This window comes from Kribbella sp. NPDC048837 (genome assembly GCF_055586945.1).
On record NZ_JBVJHF010000012.1, the window covers coordinates 57,410 to 69,645 of the forward strand.

Annotated in this window: 7 protein-coding genes; 3 read left to right on the forward strand and 4 right to left on the reverse strand. The window is 70.3% G+C overall.

The window, feature by feature from the left end; all coding sequences use genetic code 11:
- Positions 1-3: 3 nt before the first annotated feature.
- The 3 genes from ACZ6O0_RS40425 to ACZ6O0_RS40435 are packed head-to-tail and all read right to left on the reverse strand — an operon-like array spanning position 4 to position 4,303.
- Positions 4-759, reverse strand: a complete 756-nt coding sequence (locus tag ACZ6O0_RS40425; protein WP_465770379.1) for a hypothetical protein — start codon at positions 757-759, stop codon at positions 4-6.
- Complete coding sequence (locus ACZ6O0_RS40430) at positions 752-3,463, reverse strand: CHAT domain-containing protein (protein WP_465770380.1); 2,712 nt, start codon at positions 3,461-3,463, stop codon at positions 752-754. Before ACZ6O0_RS40430 ends, ACZ6O0_RS40425 begins: the two co-directional genes overlap by 8 nt.
- Positions 3,464-4,303 carry a hypothetical protein gene (locus ACZ6O0_RS40435; RefSeq protein ID WP_465770381.1) on the reverse strand — a complete coding sequence of 280 codons (840 nt, stop codon included), beginning with the start codon at positions 4,301-4,303 and terminating at the stop codon, positions 3,464-3,466. It lies immediately after the preceding gene.
- Positions 4,304-4,485: 182 nt separating this feature from the next.
- On the opposite strand from ACZ6O0_RS40435, the gene ACZ6O0_RS40440 reads away from it, so the two are divergent.
- From ACZ6O0_RS40440 to ACZ6O0_RS40450, 3 genes are all read left to right on the forward strand, one after another.
- Positions 4,486-5,241, forward strand: coding sequence for an ABC transporter ATP-binding protein (locus tag ACZ6O0_RS40440; RefSeq protein WP_465770382.1), 756 nt, complete (start codon positions 4,486-4,488; stop codon positions 5,239-5,241).
- Positions 5,226-7,055 carry a hypothetical protein gene (locus tag ACZ6O0_RS40445; RefSeq protein WP_465770383.1) on the forward strand — a complete coding sequence of 610 codons (1,830 nt, stop codon included), beginning with the start codon at positions 5,226-5,228 and terminating at the stop codon, positions 7,053-7,055. The genes ACZ6O0_RS40440 and ACZ6O0_RS40445 overlap by 16 nt, the downstream gene beginning before the upstream one ends.
- A gap of 334 nt (positions 7,056-7,389) precedes the next feature.
- Positions 7,390-8,367: a helix-turn-helix domain-containing protein gene (locus ACZ6O0_RS40450; RefSeq protein ID WP_465770384.1), complete on the forward strand. Its 978-nt coding sequence runs from the start codon at positions 7,390-7,392 to the stop codon at positions 8,365-8,367.
- Between the two features lie 54 nt (positions 8,368-8,421).
- On the opposite strand, the gene ACZ6O0_RS40455 is transcribed toward ACZ6O0_RS40450, so the two are convergent.
- The gene (locus ACZ6O0_RS40455) at positions 8,422-12,063 is read right to left on the reverse strand and encodes a S8 family serine peptidase (protein ID WP_465770385.1); all 3,642 of its coding nucleotides are present in this window, start codon (positions 12,061-12,063) and stop codon (positions 8,422-8,424) included.
- Positions 12,064-12,236: the final 173 nt, after the last annotated feature.

Below are 12,236 nucleotides of genomic sequence, written 5' to 3' on the forward strand. Positions count from 1 at the left end.
GGGTCAGTCGTCGTTCTCGGTCGACTGGAAGGCCTGGATCTCGTCGTAGTACGCGGCGCGGAGCATCATCGACGCCTGTGGTTCGCCGGCGATGTCTGCGAGCTGTGAGCCGAGGAGCGCGGTCATGCCGACCTTGGTGCCGTATGCCTCGTCCTCGTCGCGGAGTGCGACGTACGTGTTCAGCGCGTCGACCGCGAGCCGGAACGCGGCCACTGGATCGGCCTGGTAGCTCAGCTGCGCGGTGACCGCGGTGAAGAACGCCTCCGTGGCTGGTGAATCGAGCGTCTGGGACGTCTCGACCGCGTCGGCCAGTTCGTCGAGGCCGACAGGTTCACCGCTGGCCAACCGGTCGCTCACCAGGTAGAGCTCGAGGACCGCCGACTCCCGCGGCTGCCCGGCGAATGCCGCACGCGCTCGGTCGGCGGTCGGTGTACCTACCGCGCCCGGACCGAAGTACTGCTCGACCAGCTCGTCGAGCGCCGCCTTCTGCTCGGCCGAGAGTTCGCCCGAGCGCGCGGCCTCCGCGATCGAGCCGAGCATGTCGGCGGTCGGCTGCTCCTCCCCGGTCGCGATCATGCGCAGCATCCACGTGGTCCAGTGGCCGGTGGTGAGTGCCGCCGCCGACGCCTGCGAGGTGAGCAGGTTGCGGAGCATCAGCTTCTGCGCCTGGCGATCGCCGCTGTCGGCGGCCGCGTAGGTGCCGGCGTCGACCCCGGCCAGTTCGCCGATGTCGAAGTAGATCGGCTCGTCGTCAGACATGGGCTTCCTCCCCCTTGAGGGCGCGTCGCGCCCGGTCGAGTTGCGCTTCGTCGGCCGTCAGCCAGGGCAGCCGGCGGCGGGCGGCGTCCAGAAAGGTCTTGTTGTCGCCGAACGGCAGCAGGTGCTTGCGCAGCTCCACCGCGGCGGCGATCAGGAGGTACGAGTCGCCGAGGATGCGCTCGATACTGCGTGCCTGGGCGACGATCAGCTGGGCCTTACGCTCCCGCTCGGCGGCGGTGATCGGCGCGTGCCGCAACTCGCCGTACGAGCGCAGCAACGAGGCGACGATCGCCGCCTCCGAGGTGAGAGGCAACTCCTTGTCGGACGGCGTGAAGTGAGCGTCGGCGAGCGCACGAAGGTCGTCGTCGATCTCCTGCGCGAGGTCGGCGGGCAGCTCGTGCCGGAGTTGGTCGCGCGCGGCGCGAAGGTGGTCCTCGCTCCCGGTCGCGAGGTACCGCGAGGCCCACTCCGACCACGTGCTCGGCTCGCTCAGATGCGGACGGCCGAGGTACAGGTCGGCGGCGCCGTGCTGGACGAAGCATCCCCAGGCTGCCGGGTGATAGCCGTCCTCGGCGAGCTGTTGACGCGCCAGCAGTACGGCGTCCGCCAACGGGGCGTCCTTGGCGAAGTAGTAGAGCAGCGCGGTGAACTCGGCGGCGAGATGGTCCGGAACCATGTACGCGGCCGCGATCGCCCCTGGTGCTCCCGTGCGTACGAGCGCCGTCACGAACCCGTGCTCGTGGCCGGTCCGCAACTGCCGGCTGCGGCCGGCGAGACAAGCGCTGAGCAGCGTGAACGGCGCAGGTGCCGGCCGGATCGCCTCAAACCCACGCGCGGTCAGCCGCTTGCCGGGACCGAGCGGAAGCTCCTCGCCGATCCGGTCGGCGAGGCCATGGCCGACGTAGTGCAGCAGGTCGACCCCTGAGCCGAGGTCACGCACGAGGTCCGCGGGCTCAGGCCCTCGATGGACACTCGCCTGCATGCCGAGCTCGGTGGCCGCGGCGACTGCCAAGCTCGTCTCCGCGTCGGCGTGGACGAGCGCGTCCTCGGCCCGGACGACGATCGCCGTGCCGGTCGGCCGGGCGTTCACCAGGTTGCGGGACAGCGAGAGGTTCAGGTCGCGGAGCGCCGGCGAGCGGACGATTCGTTGCCGGAGGCCCAGATAAGTGGTGCCGTCGTGGAGGATCTCGATCGGCAGCTCGCCGAGGTCGGTGCTGCTGTCCATCACGACCGCGAGCACCCGCACACCGTCGATGTGCGCGCGGATCTCCGGATCCAGCGCCTGCCACATCGCCTGGCAGACCTGCACATGGCGAGCGCTCGGCGGGCTGGCCGCCGGGATCACCCGGCTCGAGAGGCGATCGGTCGCGAGCCGCTGCTCTTCGATGAGGTCGCCGACCACCGCCGCCGCGTCACGGTCGAGAAGCTGGACCGCCACGCCCCCGCGCCCGGGTGCGAGCGAAACAAAGATGACGGCGTCGGGTACGGACTCGACGACGAGCACTCCGGTCGAGGTGGTCTCCAGCCGCTCGAGCAGGACCGTGATCTCGGAGTGGAACGCCGCATCCGGCTGCTGCTCCATCACCTGCAGAACGCGACAGAACTTGCCTTCCTCTTCCTTGAGCGCGAACACCAGATGCAGGAAGCGAACGACCGCGCGGGCATCACTCGGGTCGAGTCGCGCGCACTCCAACTTCAGCCAGAGCCGATAGACGAGGTCGAGTCCCTGACGTACGTCGAGGTCCGATCCGCCGGCCGTCGACTCCGCCAGCACCTCTTCGTACCGGCGCGCCAGGTCGGCCAACTCCTCGATCAGCCCGTCCTCCCGCCCCAACCGGTACTTCGTGAAGGCGATCGCGTACCGGGTTCGCAGAGCCGCCTCGACACCTGCCTCTTCGCCGACCTCGGCCGCCGAGGTGAACGCCTCCAGCGCATCCTCGAGCTGTCCGAGCTTGGCGTACTGGTTCGCCGCGTTGAAGGTCAGCTGGCTCCGGAGGACCGGCACCCCGGGCTGATCGGCGTACTCGTCGAGCTGTCCCAAGCCGTCCCGCAACACGGTCAACGCACGGGCCGAGTCGCCACACCGGTCGTAGACATCCCCGAGCGTGAGTGCGAATCGGGCCCGGACCAGCCCGGCCGCGGGCGCGAACCGGTCGATCCAGCCGAGGTAGTCCGCGGCGACCTCGTCGGCCAGATCGACGCGATGCACGTCGGCGAGCAGTCCGAGGACGACCGCGGCGCTGCGCGCGAACTCGACCGCGAGCCGGTCCGCGAGCCAGGCTGTGAAGATCTCGTTGTCGCTGAGCTTCGGCGAGGGGTCCGGCGAGGACAGGACAGCGAGCAACGCCCGCGCCGCAGGTACGACGATGTCGATGCTCGGCCCGCTCGCCAGATCGAGCCAACCCTGCCACGACGCTCGCGCCGGGCCGATCGCCTCGCGGGGTTCGTCGAGGGCGACCCAGCACCGCGTCTCGCCGGCGAGCAGTTCGGCGGCGGCCACCGGATCGAGCGGTACGTCGCCTAGCCCGCGAGCCTCCCCGAGCCACCGCAACGCCTGGCGGGGGCGCCCTTGCCGCATCGCCCGCTCCGCCTCGGCCCAGCGCCGGAACACTCGCTCGAGCAGAGCGCGGTCGTCGTCTGGTGGCACACCGTCGAGCCCCGGGCGCGTGCAGTACCGGTGCAGGAGCACCTCGAAGGCAGGCATCTACGACCGCCCCCAGAACGGGAAGTCCTTTCTCCGGCCGATCAGCTCGTAGCCGACGAAGTTCGCCCGTCCCGGGAACGTGTACACGGCCTCGCACTTGCTCCGGACCTCGCGGTTCATCGCGACCCCGGGGACGAGTCCGGCCAACGGCAGCCCGGGAATCGCGAGCGTGACCTCGAGCTCCGACTCCCGGGAGAACTCCACGGTCACGCGCTCGGTCACCCCCTTGTCGTCCGCGGTGAGGTCCCAGCCGACACCGGCCGGGTGCGCCCGGAGCGGTCGGCGGGCCGCATCGGTGAAGCAGAGTGCGCAGGGCTGCAGGGTCTCGACGTACGAGTTGACGACCGCTTCGACGTCGACGCGGAGATCCTCGGGCGCATCGGCGTCGCGGCCGCGGAACCTGCGCAGCCGTACGTCGATCCAGGCGCCGAGCGCGAAGCACTGGTCCCGCTGACCGAGGTCGCGCTCGGCCCCGAAGCTGAACTTGCGCCCGGACCCGCCGCCCAGCCCCATCACCTTCAGCTGCACCGCGGCGTTCTGCGTCCCCGCGACTTCCAGCTGGAGCTGGCCGGTTCCGCCCGGCGGGACGTGGAAGGCCAGCCACTCGAGCTTGGTCGAGTGCGTGCCGAGATCGGCGACCAGTTGCATCCCGCGGAACTGGTCGAGCAGGTTCCGCATGATGCCGCGGTCCCCGGCCCGGCCGACCTCCTGCTGGTCGAGGTGCTGCTCGAGGGCAGCCGAGGCCGTCTCGTCGTCGGCCTCGCCGAAGCGTTCGACGACCGATGCCATCCCCTCCAGCGGCGCGTCGTCGAGCAGTACCAGCCCACCGTCGGTGTCCATCGCCCCTCCCACCCCACGAGGACCCGTGCCTCTCTCAGCAAGTCACGAATCAACCGGCGATGCAAGAAGGGGACGCTGACGGATCAGCCAGTCGGCGCGGCTGCGTCCGACGGCCGGATGAGGCTGTGGGTCGGCCGTTGGACGGACGACCTCGCGGGGTGGTGGGTGAGAGGGTGCTGGGCATGGAGCAGGCGCTGGAGCTGGTCGGGCTGACGAAGGTGTTCGGTGCGCAGCGAGCCGTGGACGAGCTGAGCCTGAGCGTGCCGAAGGGGTCGTTCTTCGGGATGCTCGGGCCCAACGGGGCCGGGAAGACGACGTCCTTGTCGATGGCGGTCGGGTTGTTGCGGCCGGATGTGGGGACGGCGCGGATCTTCGGGGCGGACGTCTGGGCGGAGCCGATGCGGGCGAAGGCGCTCGTCGGTGTGCTGCCGGACGGGCTGGGGATGCCGGAGCGGCTGACCGGGCGGGAGGTGCTCACGTATCTCGGCCTGCTGCGCGGGCTGCCGGAGGACGAGGTCGCCGCGCGTACGTCGGAACTCCTCGAGGTGCTCGAGCTCGATCACGAGGACGACAAGCAGGTGATCGGGTACTCGACCGGGATGCGGAAGAAGCTCGGCCTGGCGGTCGCGTTGCTGCACGCCCCGCGGCTGCTGGTGCTGGACGAGCCGTTCGAGGCGGTCGACCCGGTGTCGGCGGCGACCATCCGGACGATCCTGAACAGGTTCATCGCCGGCGGCGGCTCGGTGGTGATGTCGAGTCACGTGATGGCGCTGGTCGAGCAGCTGTGCGACCGGGTCGCCGTCGTCGCCGACGGCAAGGTAGTTGCCCAGGGCGCCATTGCGGAGGTGCAGGCAGGGGCCAGCCTGGAGGACGCGTTCGTCGCGCTGGTCGGCGCGTCGACCCGTGGTGCGGAGGGTCTGTCGTGGCTCTCGGCCTGACCGCGCGCACGCTGGTCCGGATGCGGCTCGCCGCGTTCCGGCATGCGCTGAAGGACCAGAACCGGCTGAGCTGGATCGCCACCGGTGCGTTCCTGGGGCTGGTCCTCGCGGCCGGCACCATCTGGGTCGCGGCCAGCGGCGACAACGACATACTGGTCGTCGCGCTCGCGGTGTGGATGCTCGGCTGGGTCGTCGGGCCGCTGTTCGCCGGCGGAGGTGACGAGACGCTCAAGCCGGAGTACTTCAGCATGCTGCCGATCCCGCCGCGCACGCTGGCCGCCGGTCTGCTGACCGCGGCGCTGGCCGGCGTCGCGCCGATCGTCAGCCTGATCGCTCTACTCAGCCTCGTGGTCGCCGGTGGACAGTTGAGCATCGCGGCGGCGCTCATCGCCCTGCCCGTCGTGCTTCTGCAGTTGTTCTGCTTCATCCTCGCGTCGCGGCTCGCGGTCGCCGTGTACGGCGTACTCCTGCAAGTCCGCGCGGGTGCGGTCCTCGCGGCGGTGGTGAACGCGTTCATCCTGGCCTTCACCGCGCAGGGGTGGGCACTGATCGTCGCGTTCGTGTCCACCGACGTACAGGGCACCATGGCTCGCGGTGCGCGCATTGCACCGTCTGGCTGGGGATTGGTGGCAGTAGAAGCCGTCGGACACAACGACTGGCCGAAGGCGCTCGCAGCGATCGCCGGCCTGGTCTTCCTGGGTGCAGCGATGCTGGTCGCCTGGTCCGCTCTCCTGGTACGACGTACGACGGCCAACCGGATCGGCAGCAAGCCCAAGCGACTGCTGACCGCATCCACCCCGCGTGGTGCGGCCGCGGCCAAAGAACTGCGGTCCTGGACCCGCGACCTGCTCTACGGTCACCGGGCCGTGTTCGCGATCAGCTACGGGCTCTTCTTCTGCCTGATGCCACTGGCCGTCGGATGGAAGGCCATGCTCCCGTGGGCCGGCCCGGCGGCCGTCGTCATGGCGGGTTCGATGGCCGCCAACCTCTACGGCGCCGACGGTACGGCGCTCTGGACCACGGTGATGACACCCGGGTCGGCCCAGCCGGATGTCCGCGCCCGCCAGCGAGCGTTCCTCATCGTCTTCGGGCCGCCCACCCTGCTGATCACTTTGCTCCTCACCTGGTGGGCCGGCGACGCCGACGCCTGGCCGCTCGTGCTGAGCGTGCTGCCCGCGCTCCTCGGTGGTGCGGCCGGTCTGGTCGTGGCCTGCTCGGTGTACGCCGCCGTACCGACGACCGACGCGCACAAGCGGGCCGGCAATCCGCTGAACTCGGGTGAGAACGAAGGCGAGACCATGGGCATCGTCTACGTGATGCTCGTCCTGGTCTCGGTGACCGCCGGCCCCGCCTTGGCAGCCGCCCTGGCGTGGTCGTGGTGGGGCGTCCCGATCGGACTGCTGTCCGGCGTCCTCGCGTGGTGGTACCTGGGCCGCCTGGCGGCTGCTCGACTCGAACGGCGTGGGCCGGAGCTCCTCACGTTGCTCAGGCACGGGCGATCCACCACAGAGCGGGCGAAGCGCACCGCGGCACTCGACTCGCTGCCACGCTGGCGTCGTACCTTGGCCGGGTTCTGCCTCGGGTTCGGTGCGATCCCGCTGTTCCCGCAGGCCGTCGTACCGGCGATCTTCTTGCTCACCGGGAACGACGACACCAAGTCGTGGTTCCTCGCCCTCTACGTGGACAGGCCGTGGCAGTGGGTCGTGATCGCGGCGATGGCCGCGCTGGGTCTGGCGATGTACGCCTACGGCGGGCTTACCTACCTGCGCGCGAAGCCCGCTCGGGATGGCTCGGTCGCGGTAGCCGCAGAGTAGGACTGCCCCGGTGGCGTCCACCGGGGCTCGGGGTGCGGCTGCTCCGGAGCATCCAGACAGCAACGGCGGCCGCGGCGATCAGACCGGCGATACCGGCGTAGTCGGTCAGACTCATCATCGTTCTCTCTCATGGGCGGTTGGCGCTGTGTCGTCACGGCCCCACCCCACCGCCCCGGTCAGGGGGCGGCGAGTTCCGCGAACTGCTGACCGGAAGTGACGCTCTCTCACCACGAGCGTGATGACACAACGGTGCCGTGACCCCGGTGTGCCAATTCGGAAAACTCTCGTCGCGCCGCGGGAAACCCTGCTTAGGTGGTGCTCGGGAGGTGGGACGATGCACGACGGCTCGTTGCTCGACGAACGTGAGGAGCAGGCCTACCGGCTGCTCGTCGGCCTGTCCGCCGCGCGGTCCACGGAGCTCGCCGAGGTCGCCGAACTGACCCGGACCGAGGCGGACGAGGTGCTGCAGCGGCTCGAGGCCAAGGGCCTGGTGACGGTCCAGCAGGCCGACGAGCCGGTGTTCCGGCCGCTCCCGCCCGACGTGGCTCTCGGTACGACGCTGCTGCGCCGGCAGGAGTCGCTCGAGGCCGCCCGGAAGACGGTGGCGGCGTTGAGCGAGGAGTTCCGCGCCAGCGCCAGCCGCCGGGACGCCCACCACCTGGTCGAGGTGATCGTCGGGGCGACCGCCCTCCGCGAGCGCCTGCGCGACCTGCAGGAGGCCGCCCGCGAGGAGATCCTCTGGTTCTGCCGGGCCAACCCGCTCGCGATGCAGGGCGCCGACAACACCGAGGAGTACGGCGCTCTGTCCCGCGGCGTCCGCTATCGCGCGATCTACGAGCGCGCCCTGCTCGAGACCCCCGGTGAGCTCGACACCATCGCCGAGGGCGTCAGCTGGGGTGAGGAGGCCCGCTCGCTGCCGACGCTCCCGGTCCGGCTGGCGATCGTCGATCGGGCGACCGCGGTCTGCCCGCTCGTCCGCGACAACGAGCTGGGCATCGGTGAGCCGACGGCCGCCGTGATCGGCCGCGGGCAACTGCTCGACGCGCTGCTCGCGCTCTTCGAGAGCCACTGGGAGCAGGCGACCCCGGTGCGGCTGCACGCGGACGACAAGCAGGAGACCGAGGGGTTGGACGACTCCGAGCGGTTCCTGCTGTCCCTGCTGGTGGCCGGCGTCCCGGACAAGTCGATCGCGTCCCAGCTCGGGATCAGCCGTCGTACTGTCCAGCGCCGGCTCGATCGGCTGATGGCGCTGGCGGGCGTGGACACTCGCACCGGCCTGGCCTTCCAGGCCGCCAAACGCGACTGGATCTGACGAGAGCCCGCACCCCCCGGCCGGAGGGTGCGGGCTCTCGTCAGCGGACTACTGCTACTTGACCCCGTACGCGCGGATCACCGTCTGGGTGATCTTCGCGCCGTTGGCGCCGGTCGCCTGGACCTTCAGCGACACGGTGTCGTGCGCGTTCGCGACCACGGCGAGGTAGTGGCCGACGGCACCTACCACGACGAGCTTCCGCCAGGTCTTGCCCTCGTCGAAGGACGCCCAGGCCTGGAAGGAGGTCGACCGGGGTGCGTCGAAGCCGACGACGTGCGTCCGGGCACCGACGCGACCGGTCAGATCGGTCGGGACCGTGTAGCCGACCTGCTGCAAGGCCAGCGGGGTCGCCTTGTCGTCCGGCTGCTTCGCCGAGCGGAACTCCCAGGAGGTCTCCGTCCGGGTCCCCCAGTTCCACTCGCCTTCGCTGTCGATCCGCGCGGTGGAGAGATCGAGCTTGTACGCCGCGTCCTCGCTCGACGTGATCACGTCCTCCCACGCGTCCGGCAGTTCGGCGACGACCTGGCCGTTCCGGGACAGCACCGCGGACGACGCCGTGGTCTCGCCGACCGTGTAGTGCCCGTCCGCGTCCACGAACGACGGGATCCGCAGCGACAACCGGTCACCGGTCCGCGTCGACACCACGCCGGGCGCGGCGGCCGGGCGTACGACCGGACCGAACCACGTCTCGTCCGAGGTGCCGGACTTGTAGCTCCGCGGCAGCGTGGTCATCCCACCGGCCAGCGGGTTCATGTCGTCCCAGGTGTAGAGGTGGTGCACGCGGTGCTGCCAGAGCGAGTCACCGGACGTCGCCCACTCCTCTCGTACCTTCGGTGTCTCGACGAACCGCTGGGAGTCGTTCCACGAGTACTCCTGCCACGGACGCCACCCGAACCGCTGCTCCTTGGCCCAGGTGAAGCCGCCGTTGTCGGCGTACCGGGTGGTGATCCGCGCGCTGTTCGCCGGTGTCACCTTGTAGGTGATCTTGCTCGGGATGGACCCGGTCGAGACCTGCTGTACGTCGTACAGGTACGGGCTCGACGTGGTCAGGGTCAGGTCGATGGTGGCCCGGCCCTTCTTGGCGCGGTCGATCAGCTGGTGACCGTCCTTGAACGTGGTGACCATCGCCGGGATCGGCTCACGATCCCCGACCGGACGCCAGACCGTCCACGCCGACCAGTCCGCCGGCCGGACCAGGATCACCGCCGCGGCACCCGCGTTCGCGGCCGCCACGATCTGGTCGTGCTCACTGCCGTTCCCCCAGCCGTCCTCGCTGGAGTCGAGCACCGCCAGCGCACCCTTCACGCCCGTGAGCGAGGAGTCCGCGTACACGAGCGGGAACCGCTTCTTGCCCTCGTACGACGGCGACTGGTGCAGCAGGTTGATGTCGAGCGGCCCGGTCACGCCGGAGACCGTCGCCTGGACCAGTGGTGCGACCAACTGCCAACGGGACGAGAACTCGAAGCTGCCGTCCTTGACCGGCTTGGTCGGCGTCACGTTCACCTGCTTGACCGTGCTGAAGTGCATCACGCCATGGCTGATCGACCGGCCGTTCCCGTACTCGCGATGCACGTAGTAGCTCAGGATCGCCTGCTGCTCCGACGGCTTCGGCGTCTGGATCGTGATCGGCACCGCCTTGCGCGCGTCGATGACGATCTCGGTGTCCTTGGTGACGACGATGTTCGGGTCGGTGAACAGGCTGACCTGCTCGTCCTGCGGGTCGTAGTTCTCCACCAGCGAGTGCAGCAGGTACGTGCCCTCCTCGATCTCGGCGGTGTACGTCTCGCCGTCCGGGATCCACGCGAGGACGTCGGAGCGCGAGTTGTCGCCGTACAGCGAGATGACCGGGACTCCGGTCGGCTGTCCGTCCAGGCCGACGGCGCGCAGCGTCACCTTGTGCTTCGGGCCGGACCGGAGTGCGCCGACCGCGGTGTGGGTGACAACGCCATCGGGGCCGGTGGCAACGATCCAGCCGCTGTACTGACCACGGCCGAGCTTGGCCGGGTCCAGGGTCAGCGGGACGTCGGCGCTGCCGTTGGCCGGGATCGTGACGGTCGCGGGGATGCCGAAGCCGTCGGTCTCCGGCTGCTTGTCGTCCAGATTGGTCACCTGGACGGACAGGCTCAGGGTGACCGGGCTGCCGGAGTCGTTCCGGTAGGTGATGGTCCGGGTGCCCGTCTCACCGGTTTGCAGGCCGAAGTCCGCGACGCCGCTGGCGGTGACCTTCTGGGCGACGGCGCGGGTCAGGTCGACGCGACCGGCGCCCTGGGCGTAGACGGTCTGGTTGGGCTGGGTCTTCGCCGTGCTGACCAGCGCGTTCTTGAGCTGGTCGGCCTTCCAGTCCGGGTGCTGCTGCGCGAGCAGCGCGGCGGCTCCGGCCACATGCGGCGTGGCCATCGACGTCCCCGAGGCGGCCGTGTAGAGGTCGTCCACCGGGTCGCCCATGATCGTGCCGGCCGCGCGGGCCGCGATGATGCCCACGCCCGGGGCGGTGATCTCCGGCTTGAGGCCGGCGTCGCCGAGGCGCGGTCCGCGACTCGAGAACTCGGCCAGCGCGTCGGTGCGGTCCACGGCTCCGACGGTCAACGCCGACGCCGCGGCGCCCGGCGTACCGACGGTCTCGTCCTGGCCCTCGTTGCCGGCCGCGACGACGAACAGCGTGCCGGTCTGCGCGGTGATGTCGTTCACCGCCTGGCTGAGCGGGTCGGTGCCGTCGGTGGCCTCGCCGCCGAGGCTCATGTTGACCACCTTCGCACCCTCGGCCGCGGCCCACTCCATCCCGGCGATGATCCAGGAGTCGTAGCCGTACCCGTCGTCGCCGAGCACCTTGCCGACCAGCAGGTCCGCCTTCGGTGCGACGCCCTTCCGGGTCCCGCCCGCGCCGGCGCCGGTCCCCGCGATGGTCGCGGCGACGTGCGTACCGTGGCCGAAGTGGTCCTCCGAACCGCTCGGGCTGCCGGAGAAGTCCTGGGTCTCCTTCACCTTGCCGACCAGGTCCGGGTGCGTCGCGTCGACGCCGGTGTCCAGTACGGCGACCTCGACGCCGGAGCCCTCGTACCCGGCCTTCCACGCGTCCGGCGCACCGATCTGCGGGACGCTCTTATCGAGCACCGGGCGGACCTTGCCGTCGAGCCAGATCTTGGTCACGCCGCTGTTCAGCGATCGCGCGCCAGCGGCCGGCTTGAGCGATTTCCACAGTTCGGGCAACTGGTCTTTGGCCGCGTCAACGGCCCGGCCACCGATCGACGGCAGGTCCCGGGTGGTCGACGTGCCGGGCAGGGCCTGGGCGCCGCGGAATCCGGCGCTGTCCTTGACGATCAGCGGGAGCTGCCGCGCGGCCGAGTCGCCGTACCCGTCGGCGATCAGCTCGTCGACGTCGAACAGGTCCACGTCCAGCACGCCGGTGGAGACGTACGGTACGGCGTCACTCGGCAGGACACGGAGTCCCCCGTCGGCCTCGACAGTGTGGAACGAGACACCTTCACGGCCGGCCGCGGGACGGACGGTGGCCGCCTTCTTGCCGGCGCCGGCGTCGGTCACCTCGACGACGTCTCCGGTGATCAGCGTGACCGCGGTGGTCTTCGGGCCGGTGTTCCCGGCCGGTGGTGGGGATGCCGCGACGGCGGGGGTGACCGTCGCCGCGCCCAGGGCGAGCATCGCCGCGAGGGTGGCGGCGGTGAGTCGTTGGGGGGACATAGGCGGGATTCTCCTTCGAGAGGTCGGGGGCAGGCACACCTCTTCTTCCAGAGTTTGCAATCACGTCACGGGATTCCGCCCTGTCCATCACTGCCGTCCCTGCGACATGGCGCAACCACGCCATACTTATTGCCGCGCCTCCGGCACGGCGGGTCATGGGGCCCTTGGCTCCC

What these genes read in the sequence shown, in the direction of transcription:
- ACZ6O0_RS40425 (WP_465770379.1), bottom strand. Translation starts at nt 759, where the DNA reads ATGTCTGACGACGAGCCGATCTACTTCGACATCGGCGAACTGGCCGGG.
- ACZ6O0_RS40430 (WP_465770380.1), bottom strand. Translation starts at nt 3,463, where the DNA reads ATGCCTGCCTTCGAGGTGCTCCTGCACCGGTACTGCACGCGCCCGGGG.
- ACZ6O0_RS40435 (WP_465770381.1), bottom strand. Translation starts at nt 4,303, where the DNA reads ATGGACACCGACGGTGGGCTGGTACTGCTCGACGACGCGCCGCTGGAG.
- ACZ6O0_RS40440 (WP_465770382.1), top strand. Translation starts at nt 4,486, where the DNA reads ATGGAGCAGGCGCTGGAGCTGGTCGGGCTGACGAAGGTGTTCGGTGCG.
- ACZ6O0_RS40450 (WP_465770384.1), top strand. Translation starts at nt 7,390, where the DNA reads ATGCACGACGGCTCGTTGCTCGACGAACGTGAGGAGCAGGCCTACCGG.
- ACZ6O0_RS40455 (WP_465770385.1), bottom strand. Translation starts at nt 12,063, where the DNA reads ATGTCCCCCCAACGACTCACCGCCGCCACCCTCGCGGCGATGCTCGCC.